At 68.5% G+C, this 16,380-nt stretch carries 19 protein-coding genes; 2 read left to right on the top strand and 17 right to left on the bottom strand.

Features of this window, described 5'->3' with window-relative positions:
* Positions 1-4: 4 nt before the first annotated feature.
* From ACTHK2_RS10365 to ACTHK2_RS10300, 14 genes are all read right to left on the bottom strand, one after another.
* The gene (locus tag ACTHK2_RS10365; RefSeq protein WP_440245632.1) at positions 5-1,405 is read right to left on the bottom strand and encodes an MBOAT family O-acyltransferase; all 1,401 of its coding nucleotides are present in this window, start codon (positions 1,403-1,405) and stop codon (positions 5-7) included.
* Positions 1,406-1,513: 108 nt separating this feature from the next.
* Positions 1,514-3,265 carry a phosphoenolpyruvate--protein phosphotransferase gene (gene ptsP, locus ACTHK2_RS10360; RefSeq protein ID WP_440245631.1) on the bottom strand — a complete coding sequence of 584 codons (1,752 nt, stop codon included), beginning with the start codon at positions 3,263-3,265 and terminating at the stop codon, positions 1,514-1,516.
* A 117-nt stretch (positions 3,266-3,382) separates the two neighbouring features.
* Entirely contained in the window at positions 3,383-3,652 is a 270-nt protein-coding gene (locus ACTHK2_RS10355; RefSeq protein WP_131995408.1) for an HPr family phosphocarrier protein, read from the bottom strand.
* Positions 3,653-3,729: 77 nt separating this feature from the next.
* The gene (locus ACTHK2_RS10350) at positions 3,730-4,122 is read right to left on the bottom strand and encodes a PTS sugar transporter subunit IIA (RefSeq protein WP_440245630.1); all 393 of its coding nucleotides are present in this window, start codon (positions 4,120-4,122) and stop codon (positions 3,730-3,732) included.
* Positions 4,123-4,261: 139 nt separating this feature from the next.
* Complete coding sequence (gene rapZ, locus ACTHK2_RS10345; protein ID WP_440245629.1) at positions 4,262-5,158, bottom strand: RNase adapter RapZ; 897 nt, start codon at positions 5,156-5,158, stop codon at positions 4,262-4,264.
* Positions 5,152-6,105, bottom strand: a complete 954-nt coding sequence (gene hprK / locus ACTHK2_RS10340; protein WP_440245628.1) for an HPr(Ser) kinase/phosphatase — start codon at positions 6,103-6,105, stop codon at positions 5,152-5,154. The genes rapZ and hprK overlap by 7 nt, the downstream gene beginning before the upstream one ends.
* A 183-nt stretch (positions 6,106-6,288) precedes the next feature.
* A complete protein-coding gene (locus tag ACTHK2_RS10335; protein ID WP_440245627.1) occupies positions 6,289-6,744 on the bottom strand; it encodes a PTS sugar transporter subunit IIA in 456 nt (151 codons plus the stop codon).
* Positions 6,745-6,774: 30 nt separating this feature from the next.
* A complete protein-coding gene (gene hpf, locus ACTHK2_RS10330) occupies positions 6,775-7,095 on the bottom strand; it encodes a ribosome hibernation-promoting factor, HPF/YfiA family (protein ID WP_440245626.1) in 321 nt (106 codons plus the stop codon).
* A 156-nt stretch (positions 7,096-7,251) separates the two neighbouring features.
* The gene (locus ACTHK2_RS10325; RefSeq protein WP_440245625.1) at positions 7,252-8,676 is read right to left on the bottom strand and encodes an RNA polymerase factor sigma-54; all 1,425 of its coding nucleotides are present in this window, start codon (positions 8,674-8,676) and stop codon (positions 7,252-7,254) included.
* Positions 8,677-8,808: 132 nt separating this feature from the next.
* Entirely contained in the window at positions 8,809-9,528 is a 720-nt protein-coding gene (gene lptB, locus ACTHK2_RS10320) for an LPS export ABC transporter ATP-binding protein (RefSeq protein ID WP_440245624.1), read from the bottom strand.
* Complete coding sequence (lptA, locus tag ACTHK2_RS10315) at positions 9,528-10,085, bottom strand: lipopolysaccharide transport periplasmic protein LptA (protein ID WP_440245623.1); 558 nt, start codon at positions 10,083-10,085, stop codon at positions 9,528-9,530. Before lptA ends, lptB begins: the two co-directional genes overlap by 1 nt.
* A gap of 13 nt (positions 10,086-10,098) precedes the next feature.
* Entirely contained in the window at positions 10,099-10,683 is a 585-nt protein-coding gene (lptC, locus tag ACTHK2_RS10310; RefSeq protein ID WP_440245622.1) for an LPS export ABC transporter periplasmic protein LptC, read from the bottom strand.
* 5 nt (positions 10,684-10,688) lie between these two features.
* Positions 10,689-11,231: a KdsC family phosphatase gene (locus tag ACTHK2_RS10305; protein ID WP_440245621.1), complete on the bottom strand. Its 543-nt coding sequence runs from the start codon at positions 11,229-11,231 to the stop codon at positions 10,689-10,691.
* Positions 11,232-11,344: 113 nt separating this feature from the next.
* The gene (locus tag ACTHK2_RS10300) at positions 11,345-12,358 is read right to left on the bottom strand and encodes a KpsF/GutQ family sugar-phosphate isomerase (protein ID WP_440245665.1); all 1,014 of its coding nucleotides are present in this window, start codon (positions 12,356-12,358) and stop codon (positions 11,345-11,347) included.
* A gap of 220 nt (positions 12,359-12,578) precedes the next feature.
* On the opposite strand from ACTHK2_RS10300, the gene ACTHK2_RS10295 reads away from it, so the two are divergent.
* Positions 12,579-12,818 carry a BolA family protein gene (locus ACTHK2_RS10295; RefSeq protein ID WP_440245620.1) on the top strand — a complete coding sequence of 80 codons (240 nt, stop codon included), beginning with the start codon at positions 12,579-12,581 and terminating at the stop codon, positions 12,816-12,818.
* A 65-nt stretch (positions 12,819-12,883) separates the two neighbouring features.
* Entirely contained in the window at positions 12,884-14,143 is a 1,260-nt protein-coding gene (gene murA, locus ACTHK2_RS10290; protein WP_440245619.1) for a UDP-N-acetylglucosamine 1-carboxyvinyltransferase, read from the top strand.
* A gap of 117 nt (positions 14,144-14,260) precedes the next feature.
* Here murA and ACTHK2_RS10285 read toward each other — a convergent pair whose 3' ends face one another.
* The 3 genes from ACTHK2_RS10285 to ACTHK2_RS10275 all read right to left on the bottom strand — a co-directional run.
* Entirely contained in the window at positions 14,261-15,358 is a 1,098-nt protein-coding gene (locus ACTHK2_RS10285; protein ID WP_440245618.1) for a hypothetical protein, read from the bottom strand.
* Complete coding sequence (locus ACTHK2_RS10280) at positions 15,342-15,899, bottom strand: hypothetical protein (protein WP_440245617.1); 558 nt, start codon at positions 15,897-15,899, stop codon at positions 15,342-15,344. The genes ACTHK2_RS10285 and ACTHK2_RS10280 overlap by 17 nt, the downstream gene beginning before the upstream one ends.
* A 192-nt stretch (positions 15,900-16,091) precedes the next feature.
* Positions 16,092-16,380, bottom strand: a 289-nt coding sequence (locus ACTHK2_RS10275) for a hypothetical protein (protein ID WP_440245616.1), incomplete at its 5' end; no start/stop codon positions are given.

The following is a 16,380-nucleotide window of genomic DNA, read 5'->3' as shown; positions in this document are numbered from 1 at the left end:
ACCCTCAGAACTGGAAGTAGATGAAGGGCGCGCCCGCGGCCGGCGCGAACAGGATCGTCACCGCCATCGCGCAGGCGATCGCGGACGCGAACAGCGCGTCGTTCGCGGCGATGCGCTCCTTGTAGCGCACGCGCGCACCGAACTGCTGCGCGAGGAACAGCGCAGCGACGAGCACGGCCGTCGCGCCATGCGCGGCGCCATCGAACGCCGATGCCTGCGGGTGCGCGAGGCGGCCGAGCATGGTGCTCGCCTGGTCGAAACCGTGCGCGCGAAAGAACACCCAGGCGAAACAGGCGAGGTGGAAGGTGAGCAGCGTGCGCAGCGCGACCGCCGCCATGTTTGGCGCGTTCCACCAGCGCCAGCGGGCGAGCAGGGCGCGCTCGCCGGCGAGGTAGGAGCCATGCAGCCCGCCCCAGATCACGAAGTTCCAGCTCGCGCCGTGCCAGAGGCCGCCGAGCAGCATCGTCGTCATCAGGTTGGCGTAGGTGCGCGCCTCGCCCCGGCGGTTGCCGCCGAGCGGGACGTACAGGTAGTCGCGCAGCCAGCGCGACAGTGTCATGTGCCAGCGTCGCCAGAACTCCTGGATGCTCTGCGCCGCGTACGGATGCGCGAAGTTCGGCGGAAAGCGGATGCCGAGAAGCAACGCGCAGCCGATCGCGATATCGGTGTAACCGGAAAAATCGCAGTAGATCTGGAACGCGAAGGCGTACACCGCGAGCAGGCAGTCCCAGAAGCCGTGTGCGGCCGGGTCGTCGAATACGGGGTCGGCGATCGGCGCGAGGTTGTCGGCGAGCACGATCTTCTTCACGTAACCGAGTGCGATCAGTACCAGCGCCCGCTTGACGTCGCCGAAGTCCACGCGCTGTGGGCCGTCGAGTTCGGCGAGGAACTCGCGCGCGCGCACGATCGGCCCCGCTTCGATCTGCGGGAAGAACGCGACGGCCAGCGCGTAGTCGAGCAGGTTGCGGCGCGGCGGCAGCTCGCCGCGGTAGACGTCGATCGTGTACGACAGGCTCTGGAACGTGTAGAACGAGATGCCGACCGGCAGCAGCAGGTCGATCGGCGTGACGTGCAGTGCGCTGCCGAGCGCGTCCGACGCGCCGTTGAACGTGTCGATCAGCCAGTTGGCGTACTTGAACACGGCGAGGAAGCCGAGGTTCACCGCCACGCTGAACACGATCAGGCGATGCGGGTGCCGCGCGCGCGGCAGGCGCAGGCCGATCGTCCAGTCGACCAGGGTGGAGAACCACACGAGCAGCAGGTAATGCCACTGCCACTGGCCGTAAAAGTAGTAGCTCGCCGCGAGCAGCATGAGCTTCTGCGCGACCGGCCAGCTCCGCAGCGACTGGTTGAGCGCGAGGACGACGACGAAGAATGCGACGAAGTGGAAGGAGTTGAAGAGCATCCGGTGGGGTCATCAAGGCCCTGCGCGAGCCGCGCCCGGATGGAGCCGCTCTGTCGCGAACATCAATGATGCCACGCCGCGCGCCCGGCACGCGCGATCTTTTGCCGCTCACCCTCCGGCCTTGCACCCCACTCCTGCGAACTTCGCCATCACGCGCTTGATCGCATCGCGCGTCGAGGCGCGCAACAACGCCTTCCCCTGCGTGCGGGCCGCGGCGCAGTCGAGGCCGATGATCGCCTCGCGGAGCTCCAGCAGCACGGCCGGGTGCATGCTGAAGTCGGTCAGGCCCAGCGCGAGCAGCAGCGCCGTGTAGCGCCGGTCGCCGGCCATTTCACCGCACAGCGTGACGCGCTTGCCCGCGCGCCGCGCACACGCGATCGTCTGCGCGAGGAGCTTCAGCACGGCCGGATGCAGCGGGTCGTAGAGGTTGGCGAGCTGGTCGTTGTTGCGATCGACTGCGAGCGTGTATTGGACGAGATCGTTGGTGCCGATCGCGACGAAGTCGAGCGAACGGATCATCCCCTGCAACGCGATCGCCGCGGCCGGCACTTCGATCATCGCGCCGAGCTCCACGTTTTCGGCGATCTCGTGCCCGGCCGTGCGCAGGTCGCGCGCGCAGTCGCGCAGCAGGTGGCGCACGCTCGCCATTTCCTCCGCGGCCGACACCATCGGCACGAGCACGCGCACGGGACCGTAGGCGGACGCGCGCAGGATCGCGCGCAGCTGGGTGCGCATGAGCTGCGGATGGCGCAGCGACAGGCGCACGCCGCGTACGCCGAGCGCGGGGTTCTCCTCGTCGTCGAGCACGAGCCCGCTCGAGTCGGCCTTGTCGGCGCCGAGGTCGAGCGTGCGGATCGTCACCGGCAGGCCGCCCATGCCGAGCACGAGATCGCGGTAGCAGAGGAACTGCTCGTCCTCGTCGGGCAGCTCGCGCCGCTGCAGGAACAGGAATTCGGTGCGGTACAGGCCGATGCCGGCCGCGCCGCAGGCGCGGGCCTGGGCGACGTCGGCGGCCGACTCGGCGTTCGCGTACAACGCGATCGGCACGCCGTCGAGCGTGCGCGACTCGACGTCGCGCAGCAGGGCGAGCCGCTTGCCTTTCTGCGCGGTGTCGCGCTGCCAGGCGCGGTAACGCGCGAGATCGGGGGCGGCCGGGTGCACGATCGCTTCGCCGCGGTCGCCGTCGACGAGGATGAGGTCGTCGTCCTGGATGCGCGCGAGCGCGTCGTGCGCGGCGACGATCATCGGCAGGCGCAGCGAGCGCGCGAGGATCGCGCTGTGCGACACCTGGCTGCCGGAGGTGAGCACGACGCCGAGCACGCCGTGTTCGGCGAGCGGCACGAGTTCGGACGGCGCGACCGAATCGCTGATGAGGATCTCGCCGACGCGCGAGGCGAGCTGGCGCTCGGCGCGGCTCGATTCGCGCGACAGGCCGGCCTGCACGCGCGCGATGACGTGTTCGACGTCCTCCTTGCGGCTGCGCAGGTACGGATCGTCCATCGCCTCGAACACGGCGACGAGGCGGTCCTTCTGCATCTTGAGGGCGGCGCTCGCGCGGTAGCGGCCGACGCGGATGAGGTCGAACAGGCCGCTGGTGAGCTCGCGGTCGGCGAGCATGAGGCTGTGCGCGTCGATGAATTCGGCGACTTCGCGTGCCATCGCGCCGTGCACCTTCTCGCGCAGCACGGCGAGTTCCTCGCGTGCCGCGCCGATCGCGCGCTTGAGGCGCTCGACCTCCGTCTCGATCTCGGCTTCGGCAAGCGGCCGGTCGTCGACGAGGTAGCGGCTCGGTTGTTCGAGGCGTGCGCGACCGAGCGCCATGCCGCGCGATGCGCCGAGGCCGGTCAGTACGAGTCGCACGCGCTTTCCATCCTCCGTGTCGAAAAAATCAGCGCAACGTCCGTCGCGCCGCTTCGCATCCTGCCGCAGGGTCGCTGCGGCAGCCTCGCGGCGTGCGCGCCGCGAAAGCGGGTTTTTTTACTGGCCCTCGTCGAACTTGCGCTCGAACAGGTCGACCATCGCATCCATCGCCGCCTGCTCGTCGACGCCGTCGGTACGCAGGCGGATCGGCGTGCCGAGCCCGGCGGCGAGCATCATCACGCCCATGATGCTCTTCGCATTGACCTCCTTGCCGCGGCATGCGATGAACGCGCTGGCCTGGAACGCGTGCAGCGCCTGCACGAGCTTGGCCGACGCGCGCGCATGCAGTCCCAGTTTGTTGCTGATCGTGATGTCCTTTTCGAGCATGGTTATGGCTGAGGGCTGAGGGCTGGGCAGTGATGTGGGTGGGTGGCCGCCGGAGCAAGGGTGGGCGTCGGCTCCCGTCAGGGGTTGTCGACGACGATGCCGCCGCGTCCGCCGCTGGCGGCGGTCTGCGCGAGTTCGTCGAGCGATTGTTCCGGGTAGTTGAGGACACGCAGCAGCATCGGCAGGTTCAATCCCGACACGCAGTGCATGCGCACGCCGAGGTCGGGCAGGCGCTGCGCGATATTGCATGGCGTCGCCCCGTAGAGGTCGGACAGCACGAGCACGCCGTCGCCGTGATCGAGATCGCGCGCGTTGGCCGCCGCCGCGCGCAGCATCTGGTCGGGATCGGCGTTCGCCGCGACCTCCTGCACTTCGATGGGCAGCGGCAGGCGGCCGAGTACATGGCGCGCGGCACTGACGAGCGCCGCGCCCATCGATTCATGGGTCATGAGGAGGACGCCGACGCTCATGGGCGCGCTCCGCGGGGCGGGAATGGGGAATGGGGAATGGGAAATAGTTCAAAGCGGAGGGCTAGCGCGCCCACGCCCGCGCCGGATCGCGACATGCTTTTCCCATTCCCCATTCCCCATGCCCCATTCGCGGCTCTCATCACTCCATCTCCCGGTGATACGTCAGCACCTGGCCGTAGCGCGGGCGCAAGTGTTCGGCGAGGCGCTCGGCGAGGTACACCGAGCGGTGGCGGCCGCCGGTGCAGCCCAGGCAGATCGTCACGTAGCTGCGGCCATCCGCTTCGAAACGCGGCAGCCAGGTGGACAGGAATGCGAGCAGGTCGTCGCCGAACTGCTTTACTTCCGGTTTCGACTCGAGCCATTCGCGCACCGGCATGTCCTTGCCCGACAGCGGTCGCAGCTTCGAATCCCAGTGGGGATTGGGCAGGCAGCGCGCGTCGAACACGAAGTCGGCGTCGGTCGGCACGCCGCGGCGGTACGCGAACGATTCGAACAACAGCGTCATCGCGCCCGGCGTCAGTCCCATCTCGGTGATGACGAGGCGGCGCAATTGGTGCACGTTGAGGTCGCTCGTGTCGACGACGCGGTCGGCGAGCGAGAGCATCGGCTTGAGCAGGCGGCGCTCTTCGGCGATCGCTTCGGCAAGGCCGAGGCCATCGCCCGACAGCGGGTGGCGGCGGCGCGTTTCCGAATAGCGCTTGATCAGCACTTCGTCGCGCGTGTCGAGGAACACGAGGCGATAGCCGATGTCCGAACGCGCGAGTTCGGCGAGGATCTGCGGCAGCCGGTTGAGGTTCTCGGCGCGGTTGCGCACGTCGACGCCGACCGCGAGCTTGCGGTGGCCCGTGGTGGAATGCGAGAGGGCCTGCACGAACGCGGGCATCAGCGCCGCGGGCAGGTTGTCGACGCAGTAGAAGCCGAGGTCTTCGAGCGTGCGCAGCGCGACCGTCTTGCCCGACCCCGACAGGCCGCTGACGACGATGAGCTGGTCCGGGCCGCCCGCGACGGCGCCGTCGGCGTGGTTGGCCTCTACCATGGCGGCAGGCGGCGCATCTGGTGCGCCTGGCGGTCGATGAAGGTCTGCGCGGGATCGAAGCCCTTGCTCTTGAGCATATGGCTGCGCACCGCCGCTTCGGCGAGCACCGCGATGTTGCGACCCGGCGCCACCGGGATCGTGATCTGCGGCACGCGCACGTCGAGCACCTCGCGGTAGCCGACGTCGCCGGTCAGGCGCGTCATCGCGTCGCCGTGCGGCGCATCGAGCTTCTGCGGCTTGAGGTGCACGATCAGGCGCAGGTACTTGGACGGCTTGACGGCGGTGTGGCCGAACATCTCGCGCACGTTGAGCACGCCGAGGCCCCGCACCTCGAGCAGGTCGCGCAGCATCTCCGGGCAGGTGCCGTCGATGACGTCGGGTGCGATGAGGGTGAACTCGGGCGCATCGTCGGCGACGAGGCGATGGCCGCGCGTGAGCAGCTCCAGCGCGAGCTCGCTCTTGCCGGTGCCGCTCTCGCCGGTGATGAGCACGCCGATCGAATACACCTCCATCAGCACGCCGTGCAGGGTCACCTGGCGCGCGAGCGTGCGCGCGAGCTGGTATTGCAGGTAGGTGAGCAGCTCGTGGCCGCGCTTGGGGCTCGTCCACAGCGGCGTGTTCGATTCCTCGGCGGCCTGTCGCAGGTCGGCCGGCACCGGCTGGTCCTTGCTGACGAGCAGCGCGGTCGGCTGGTAGGCCATGATCTTCTCGACCGTCTCCCAGCGCTGGCGCGAATCGAGCCCGTCGAGGTACTTCAGTTCCTCGGTGCCGACGATCTGCACCTTGTTCGGGTAGATGATGTTGAGATAGCCGACCAGCGACGGGCGCCGCTCGAGGGTGTCGCCGGTCTCGATCGCCCGCTGCTCGCCGCGCAGCCCGGCAAGCCAACGCAGCGCCAGGCGTTCGCTGACGGCATCGAACAGTTGACGCGCGGTCAGGCGGTCCATGTGGCGGGGACGATGGCTGAGGGGTGGAGGCTTGGGGCCATGGCGCGGCATGCATTCCGGGCGATGGCAAAGTGTAAGGCATTGCCCGCCGCAGTCGCGGAGTCGGTGGGGCGGATCAAGCCGCGCAGCGGCGGATCGCCCGCGTGCGCGGCGTGATCCGCGCTACCTCGGGGCCATTAGCCATCAGCCATCAGCCCTCAGCCCACGCTCCAGTACCCCCCGCAACGCAGCCGCATCAGGCGCCGCGCGAAGCTCCGCGGTGATTGCCCCATCCGAGAACAGCTCGGCCAGTTCGGCGAGGAGCTTCAGATGCTGGTCGGTGAAGTGGGCCGGAACGAGCAGGGCGGCGACGAGATCCACGGGGCGCCCGTCGTCGGCGCCGAAATCCACCGGAGTGGCGAGGCGCACGAACGCCGCGCAGGCTTCGTCGATCTTCGCGCTGCGCCCATGCGGGATCGCGACGCCATGGCCGAGGCCGGTGCTGCCGAGGCGCTCGCGCGCGGCGAGTGCCTCGCGCGCGATCGCCGGGTCACCCCCGCCGGCGAGCAGCCCGGCGAGTTGCTCGATCAGCTGCGCCTTGCCGGTCGCGGCAAGGTCGGTCCGCACCCGCTCGGCGGGCAGCAAGTCCAGGAAAGGCATGGGCGGGTGCGGGGTTCGGCCGGACGAAACTCAACTGTAGCGCGTCGCGCGCACCGCGTCCGCATGATGGTCGGTCAGTTTTTCCTTGTGCTTGCGCAGCAGCGTGTCGACCTTGTCGACCAGCACGTCGATCGCCGCGTACATGTCGGGCGCGGTCGCGTCCGCGTGCAGGGTCTTGCCCGAGAGCTGCATCGTCACTTCGGCCTTGTGCAGCAGCTTCTCGATGCCGAGCACGACCGTGACGTCATGCAACTGGTCGAAGACGCGCGTGACGCGCTCGAACTTGCCGGCGGCGTAATCGCGCAACGCGGCGGTGACTTCGACCTGGTGGCCCTTGACGTTGATCTGCATGACTGGCTCCTCGTGGACGGGCACGGCGACGCCGGGCCCCGAATAGAACACCGCGCCTGTGTACGGCGTGCGGCTCCATCATTCGACATTGCGTTGGATGCCTGCGTTCCCTCCGTCGTTCGTGGTCCTCGATATGAATGTGGTGGCGTCGCACGTTCATCCAAGCCGGCTACGGTCGTTCGATGAAGGTATGTTCATCGCCTCGCGGTACTTCGCCACGGTGCGCCGCGCGACGTTGATGCCGCGCCGGTTCAGCTCGGTGGCGAGCAGTTGGTCGGACATCGGCCGCGTCGCGTGCTCCTCGTCGATGAGGCGCTTGATCATCGCCTGGATCGCCGTCGCCGACGCGGCACCGCCATCGACGGTGCCCACGCCGCTCGAGAAGAAGTACTTGAACTCGAACGTACCACGCGGCGTGTGCAGGAACTTGCGCGTGGTCACGCGGCTGATCGTCGATTCGTGCATGCCGATCTCGTCGGCCACGTCCTTGAGCACGAGCGGGCGCATCGCTTCGGGGCCGAACTCGAGGAATGCTTCCTGGGCGCGCACGATCGCGCCGGCGACCTTGAGCATCGTTTCGGCACGCGTCTTCAGGCTCTTGATCAGCCAGCGCGCTTCCTGCAGCTGGCCCTTGAGGTAACTGGCGTCCTCGCGGCGCGCCTTCGCGATCAGGCTCGCGTAATGTTCGTTGATGCCCAGGCGCGGTTGGCAGCCCGGCGCGAGCGCGACCTGCCAGCGGCCGCCGACCTTGCGCGCGTACGCGTCGGGTGCGACGTATTCGGCGTTCGTGCTCGCGAACGCGCCGCCGGGCTTGGGCACGAGCGAACGGATCAGCGCGAGCGCGGTCTCGAATTGGGCTTCGTCGGTCTGCAGGCGCTGGCAGATGCGCGCGCGATCCTGCCGCGCGAGCGCTTCGAGATGGTCGGCGACGAGCAACTGCGCGAGTGAAAGACCGGGCGTCTGCACGTCGAAGGCATCAAGCTGCACGGCGAGGCACTCGCGCAGGTTGCGACTGGCGACGCCGACCGGGTCGAAGTGCTGCACGCGATGGCGCACCGATTCGATTTCCTCGGGCGTGACCGTGTACAGCGCGGCGAGCGCGTCGCGGATCGTGTCGTCGCTCTCGGCGAGATAGCCGTCGTCGTCGACCGCCTCGATGATCGCGGTCGCGATCGCGCGGTCGCGCGGCGACATCGGCGTGAGGTTGAGCTGCCACAGCAGGTGGTCGCGCAGGTCCTCAATCTCGGCGTCCTGCGGCTCGAGGCCGTCCTCGTCGCCCGAGCCGCTGCCGCGGTAGTCGGTCGGATCGGGCTCGAGGTCGAGGTCGAGCGGCTCGTCCGCTTCGGCGGAATCGGCCGATTCGGCGGGTGCCTCGTCGGCGGCTTCGAGGCCGTCGCCGGCGTCGCCATCCTCGCCGTCGCCGCCGTCCTCGGCCATGTCGAGCAGCGGGTTCGATTCGAGCGCGGTATTGAGCTCGAGCTCCAGCTCCATGCGCGACAGCTGCAGCAGCCTGATCGCCTGTTGCAGCTGCGGCGTCAGGGCCAGCGACTGGCCGAGGCGGAGTTGGAGAGCGGGTTTCATGCCGAAAACGTGCCAAGTGGCGTTTCGGTCATCCTAGCGCCAAAGATCGGCCGAGGGCAGCCTTGACGCGGCGCCGCAACCGGCGGAACCTAGCCCGAATGGCCGCCCGCCGAAAGCGCGGTCCTGCATGAATCACATGCGGAATTCGCGGCCCAGGTAGACCTCGCGCACCTGCTCGTTGGCGAGGATCTCCGCTGGCGTGCCCTGCGCGAGCACGCTGCCCTCGCTCATGATGTAGGCGCGTTCGCAGATGCCGAGCGTCTCGCGCACGTTGTGGTCGGTGATGAGGATGCCGATGCCGCGCGACTTGAGCTGGCGCACGATGCGCTGGATGTCCACGACCGAGATCGGATCGATGCCCGCGAACGGCTCGTCGAGCAGCATGTAGCGCGGCTTGGCCGCGAGCGCGCGCGCGATCTCCACGCGACGGCGCTCGCCACCGGAGAGGCTGACGCCTTTCTGCCCGGCGATATGGCCGATCTGCAGGTCGTCGACGAGCGCTTCGAGCTCGGCCTGGCGGCCCGCCTCGTCGAGATCGTCACGGAGTTCGAGGATCGCGAGGATGTTGTCGGCGACGCTGAGGCGGCGGAACACCGACGGCTCCTGCGGCAGGTAGCCGACGCCGAGGCGCGCGCGCGCGTGCATCGGCATCGAGGTGACGTCGCGGTCGTCGATGCGGATCGATCCGGATTCGGCGGCGACGAGACCGACGATCATGTAGAACGAGGTCGTCTTGCCGGCGCCGTTGGGCCCGAGCAGGCCGACGATCTCGCCCTGGCGCAAGTGGAATGCGAAGTCGCGCACGACGGCGCGACCGCGAAAGCTCTTGCGCAGTCCCGATGCGCTCAGCATCAGCGCGGCGCGCCGTCGGCGGGCTTCTCGGCAGGTTTGTCCCCGGCGGGCCTGGCCTCGCCCGGCGATCTCGCCTTCGGTTGCAGGATGATGTGCGCGCGGCTGCTGCCGCTGGCGTCGCCGCTCTCCATCTCGCCGGTGTTGGTGTTGTAGGTCATCTTCTCGCCGCGGAACTCGCCGCGGCCGGCCTGCACGACCTTCACGTTGCCGGTCAGCACGGCGATGCTGGTGTCGTTGTTGAAGTCGATCTGGTCGGCGTCGGCGGTCATCGTGCCGCCGCCGTCCTGCTGCTGCTCGACATGCGCCTGCTTGCCGTTCATCACCACGCGCAGCACGTCGCCATTCGACTTCTGGTGGATCGTCGCCTCGGCCGCGCTCGCCTTCATCGTGCCCTGCACGACGCGCACGTTGCCGCGCAGGTACGTCGTGCCGGGCTGCTTGTCCTTGCCCTGGTTGATCTTCGAGTAGTCCGCGGTGACGTCCATCGGCTTGTCGCGGTCGCTGCTCAGCGCATGCGCCGCCGGCATCGATGCGGCGGCCAGCAGCGCGATCGCCACGCACAGCGCGCGCTCAGTGCGCGCCTTCGCGCGCGTGCCTCGATTGCAGGGTCGAACTGACATCGGAGAGGAGCTCCAGGGTCTTGTCGTTGAGATCGCCGCGAAGGCCGGTGCCGCGCAGTATCGAGCCGGGCTGGGTGATCGTCGCCGCGGCCGCGGTTTCCATCTTCTTCTGCTTCGGCCAGGTCGTGAGGTCGCGGGTCACGACATCGACCGGCTCGGTGCCCTCGTCGCCGGCACGATGCATCTCGACGTGGCCGAGCAGCTTCATGACCGTGCCTTCCTTGTCGACCCAGGCCGATTCGGACTTGCCGACCCACGGATGGCCGGCGCCGTCGACGAGCTTGTAATCGGGCGCGTCGACGAAGATCGAGCCGTCGTCGCCGCGCCGCGCAAGGCGCGGTCCGGTGACCTGGAACGTGCGCTTGCCGGTGCCGTCGAGCGCATCGAGGGTGAACTCGCTCAAGGTGTAGTCCGAGCGCGGCGGCCCGGCGAAGGTCTGCGCGTTGGTGCGCTCGCGCACGAGCCAGAGCAACGCCTCGGTGCCGACGACGAGCAGGCCCAGCACGAACACGATCGCCCAATAGCGCCGTTCCATCGCGATCAGCGCAGGAACGCGGCGAGTTCGGATTCGGCGCGCCCTTGCGCGCCGAGGAGCAGGTCGCACACCTCGCGCGCGGCGCCATTGCCGCCGGTCAGGCGCGTGCGCCAGTGCGCGCGCTCGCGCACCCACGGGTGCGCGTTGGCCACCGCGATCGCAAGGCCGACCTTCTGCATCGGCGCGAGGTCCGGCAGGTCGTCGCCGGTGTAGGCGACTTCACTCGCATCGAGCTTGAGCGCGTGCAGCAACTCGTCGAGGCAGGCGCGCTTGTCCTGCTGGTCCTGGTAGACGTGCGCGACGCCGAGCGCGGCCATGCGCTCGGTCACGACGTGGCTCATCCGCGCCGTGATCACCGCCACCTCGATGCCGTTGGCGAGCAGGCGCTTGAAGCCGAGCCCGTCGAGCACATGGAACGCCTTGATCTCGTGCCCGTCGGCGGCGAAGAACAGCTTGCCGTCGGTGAGCACGCCGTCGACGTCGAATACGGCGAGCTTCACGCGCGCGGCGCGGTCGCGGATGTCGGCGGGGAGGTCGTTGGGGAGCATGCGTGGAACGATGAGAATGGGGAATGGGAATGGGGAATGGGGAAGCGGGATCGTCGAAAATGGAGCGGAACCGCTTGAACGATTCCCTATTCTCCATTCCCCATTCCCGGCTCCTACACCACCCGCGCCCGCAACAAGTCATGGATGTTGAGCGCCCCGACCACGCGGTTGTCCGCGTCGACGACGAGCAGGGCATGGATCTTGTGGGCTTCCATGAGCTGCGCCGCCTCGACGGCGAGCTTGTCGGCGGTGATCGTCTTCGGTTGCGCCGTCATCAGGCGCATGACCGGCGTCGTGCGCAGGTCGATGTCGTCGTCGTCGACCGCGCGGCGCAGGTCGCCGTCGGTGAATACACCGAGCAGGCGTTGGTCGGCGGGGTCGACGATCGCGGTCATGCCGAGGCCCTTGCGCGTCATTTCGACCAGCGCCTCGGTCAGCGTGACATCAGGGCCGACCGTAGGGATCTGGCCGTCGCGGTGCATGACGTCGCTGATCTTGAGCAGCAACTGCCGACCGAGGCTGCCGGCCGGGTGCGAGCGCGCGAAATCCTCGTCGGTGAAACCGCGCGCCTCGAGCAGCGCGATCGCGAGCGCATCGCCCATGACGAGCGCGGCGGTCGTGCTCGAGGTCGGCGCGAGGCCGAGCGGGCACGCTTCGGCCGGCACGCTCGTATCGAGGTGCACGTCGGCGAGGCGCGCCAGCGAGGAGCCATTGTTGCCGCTCATCGCGATCAGCGGAATGCCCTGGCGCTTGATCAGCGGCAGGATGGTCAGCAACTCGTCGGTTTCGCCCGAGTTGCTGAGCGCGAGCACGACGTCCTTCTGCGTGATCATGCCGAGGTCGCCGTGGCTCGCTTCGCCCGGATGGACGAAGAAGGCGGGGGTGCCGGTCGAGGCGAGCGTCGCGGCGATCTTGCGCGCGATGTGCCCCGATTTGCCCATGCCCGACACGACCACGCGGCCGTTGCATTCGAACATGAGCTGGCAGGCGCGCAGGAAGTCGGCGTCGATGCGCCCGTGCAGCGCCTCGATCGCCTGCGCCTCGGTCGCAATGACGGCCTGGGCGCTGCGCACGAGCGCATTCGCATCGAGCAACGGGTTGCTCAGGGGGCGGGCGGCGGCGAGCATCTGGGCGTTCATCGTGACGAGGTGGAGGGCTGCATAGGCGTGGAAGACATCGGGTTTTCTGCGCTGCCCAAGGATTTTGAGTACCATGCGCCGCCTCCATTGTAGCCGCTTCCCCGCCGGGATTGGTCCGGCAGGCCGGCTACAGGACGGGTCGTGCGGCCCCAGCGTCGCAGCCGGCAGTCCGCCGCCCGTCCACCGATCGCCCGAGGAAACGCAGAAGATGGACAGTTCCACCGTGCAGAGTCTGATCCAGCAGGGCATGCCGGAGGCGAAGGTCGACGTGCATGGCCCGGACGGCGTGCACTTCGAGGCGCTCGTGATCAGCCCGGCCTTCGCCGGCAAGCTGCCGCTCGCGCGCCATCGCATGGTCTACGCGACGCTCGGCGACCTCATGGGCGGCGCGATCCATGCGCTGTCGCTGCGCACGCTGACGCCCGAAGAAGCGGGGAATAGGGAATAGGGAGTCGCTCCTACCCCCATTCCCCATTCCCCATTCCCCATTCCCCATCCCCATTCCCCGACCCCATGGCAAAAATCGTGATCAACGGGGGCCAACCCCTCAACGGCGACGTGTGGATTTCCGGCGCGAAGAATGCGGTATTGCCGATCCTCGCCTCGACCCTGCTGGCCGACGGCCCGGTCACGATCAGCAACGTGCCGCACCTGCATGACGTCACCACGACGATGGAGCTGCTCGGCCAGATGGGCGTGGAGCTCGTCATCGACGAGCGCATGAAGATCCATGTCGACCCGCGTCCCGCGCGCCACTATTTCGCGCCGTACGACCTGGTCAAGACGATGCGTGCGTCGATCCTCGTGCTCGGGCCCCTGGTCGCCCGCTTCGGCGAAGCGGTGGTTTCGTTGCCGGGTGGCTGCGCGATCGGTTCGCGCCCGGTCGACCTGCACCTCAAGGGCTTGCAGGCGCTCGGCGCCGAGGTCAGCGTCGAGGGCGGCTACATCAAGGCGCGGGCCAAGCGCTTGCGGGGCGCGCGCATCAACATGGACCTCGTCACCGTCACCGGCACCGAGAATCTCATGATGGCGGCGGCGCTCGCGCAGGGCACGACGATCATCGAGAACGCCGCACAGGAACCGGAAGTGGTCGACCTCGCCAACTGCCTCAACTCGATGGGGGCGAAGGTCAGCGGCGCCGGCACCGCGACGCTCGTCATCGACGGCGTCGAGCGCCTGTCGGGTACGACCTACGAGGTGCTGCCCGACCGTATCGACACCGGCACCTTCCTCGTCGCCGGCGCGATCACCGGCGGCAAGGTCACGGCCAAGCACGCGCGGCCGAAGACGCTCGATGCAGTGCTGTCCAAGCTCGAGGACGCCGGTGCGCACCTCAACACGGGCGAGGACTGGATCGAGCTCGACATGCGCGGCAAGCGCCCGAAGGCCGTCAACATCACGACCGCGCCGTATCCCGCGTTTCCGACCGACATGCAGGCGCAGTTCACCGCGCTCAACTGCGTCGCCGAGGGCGTCGGCATCATCACCGAGACGGTGTTCGAGAACCGCTTCATGCACGCGCTGGAACTGCAGCGCCTCGGCGCCGACATCCAGCTCGAGGGCAACAGCGCGATCATCAAGGGCGTCGACAAGATGTCCGGTGCGCCGATGATGGCGACGGACCTGCGCGCCTCGGCCTCGCTCGTGCTCGCCGGCCTCGTCGCGAGCGGTGATACGATGATCGATCGCATCTACCACATCGACCGCGGCTACGAGAACATCGAGGAAAAACTCGGCGGCCTCGGTGCGCATATCCGCCGACTGCCCGCGTAAGCGCCCCTCACTGTGGGAGCGGGCAGAAGCGCGATGCTTTTTTGGGGCAAGGGCTGAGGGCTGGGGGGCGAGGGCGGAAGAGATCGCGGCGTGCGCCGCTCGCGACGTCCACGCGCCCTATTGGATCTCCGCGGACCCGAGCCGCCCGCGCTCGTCGTACTCGACGTTGCCGTAACCGCGCTCGTCCTCGATGCGGATGTAGACGTGCGGCCTGCCGCATAGCCCGCTGCGGCGGACTGCGGCGTCCTTGACCTCGGCCTGCGGCATCGACGGGATCTGCGCGGGTGCCGCGGCGATCAGGTCGGCCAGTTGCGCGAGCGGAAAATCGGCGGTCGTGAACGGCTTGTTGCAGTCGAACGGGATCGTGTCGTCCTCGCGCCAGAGCTTGATCGCGCCGTCCTCGCCGACGAGCCAGGTCGACACGCGCTTGCGGTTCGCGGGCTGGAAGACATCCATCGAGAGCTGCGTGTGGCCGAGGCTGATGTGCTCGAAGCCGAGCGGCGCACCGACCTCGGCCTGCACGCGCGCGAGATCGGCGTCGATGCCGTGCAGGAAGTCGCGCGTACGGCCGTCGCCGGCGACCGTCTTCGGCGCGGCCTTCGGCGCGGCCGCTGCGACTTTCGCGCCGCCCGCGAGCAGCTTCGCGACGTCGACCTTGCGCCAACCGTCCTCATGCATTTCCTGCGCCTTCGGCGATTTGCCGTCTGGCGTCCAGGTGACCTGCAGCATCGCGTCGTCATTCGTGTCGCTGACGAGGATCGCGCGCCAGCCGAAATCGTTGCAGAAGATGTCCGCGCCGAGGATCACGTTGTCGGGCGTCTTGTAGCCATTCGCGGCCGCGATCGCGCGCGCCTGCGCGAGCGCGCGCACGCCGGCATCAAGATCGAGCGTGGCGAACGCGACCTTCCTGCGGCAGTCGATCTCGCCCGCCTTCTTCGGCCGGCCCGGCTCGAGCGGCAAGCCAGGCACGGCCGCGAACTCGTCGAATTCGTCCCGCGCAGCCACGTTCTGCACGAGTACCTGCGCGTAGTGCTCGCCGAGATTGAAGCTCAGGACGTCGACCGTATGGCCGATGTGCGCGGCGAAGGCGGCCTTGAGCGCGGCCGGCGCCTCGAGCAGATGCGCGGGCGCGACGGGTGCATCCGCGGCCGCGATGTCGAGGCTGCACAACGCGGCGAGCGTGATGGCGCGGCGAAACTCAGTCCTTGTCGACATCGAGCACCCTCCCTTGCAGGTCGAACTCGACGCGACCGTCGTGGCGCGGCGTGTCGAGCGAGAACGTCCAGATCGGCGTATCGGTGAGCGAGATGAAGCCGCTCGAGTCGCCGCGTTCGAGTTCGATGAAGACGACGCGCGCGTCAGGCAGGCCGAGCTTCGTTCGCGCGGTCGCGAGCATCGCGGGCAGGCGCGGGAAATCGATCGTGGTCAGCTCGATCACGTGGTGGTCGAGCGCCGCCACGGACGGGTAGTGATCGAACTTGACCGGGATGGGGCCCTCGATGCGCCCGTGGTCGTACTCCCAGCTGTCGACGAGGTCGGGATGGGCCTGGTCCTGGATCCACAGGTCGACCTTGCCGTCGCGGTCCATTTCGAGCTTGTACACCTTGACCGGCGCGCCGACCTTGTCGATGAGCTGCTTCAGGAAATCGGTCAGGTTCGGCCAGGCGTAGTCGCCGGCCGCGGGCGCAGCCGTCGCACCGGCGGCCATGAGGCCCGCGCCGAGCGCGAGCAGGATCTTCGGCAGCGTCTCGGCCATCGCGTTCTCCCCGGGCTGCAACAGCCGCGCCAGCGTACGCCCGCGCGGCCTGCATTTTCGGGAAACGGAAAAACGCGCGAAGACGGAAACATGCCATTCGGCCGTTCGAACATCAGCCGGCCAAACCACCCTCGTCGCCCCGGCGAAAGCCGGGACCCGGCGTCTGCCTGTCGTAGCCGTTAACTGCCGCGCCTAGCGCACCGCAACCAAGCGCAATGTGACCGTGTCACCCTTCTTCTCGGTCTGCTCGATCTCGACCGGCAGCCAGCCGAGCGATTCGGCGAACCAGCTGCGCGCCACGCGCTTGCGGTCCTCGCCAGGCTCGCCGTCGCGCTGCATGAGCTGCGCCTTGTACTCACCGGCCGGAACCCTGCGCGTCTCGACCGCACCGCGCACGTAGCGCATCGTTTCCACGCGATCCTTCACCGCGACCGGATATTCGAACGCGTTGGCGCCGTGCACGAGGTCGCTCGCGAGTGCG

Origin of the sequence: Dokdonella sp. (genome assembly GCF_051958935.1) — a bacterium.
Taxonomy (GTDB): domain Bacteria; phylum Pseudomonadota; class Gammaproteobacteria; order Xanthomonadales; family Rhodanobacteraceae; genus Dokdonella_A.
This window is presented reverse-complemented; position numbering and strand designations above follow the sequence as displayed.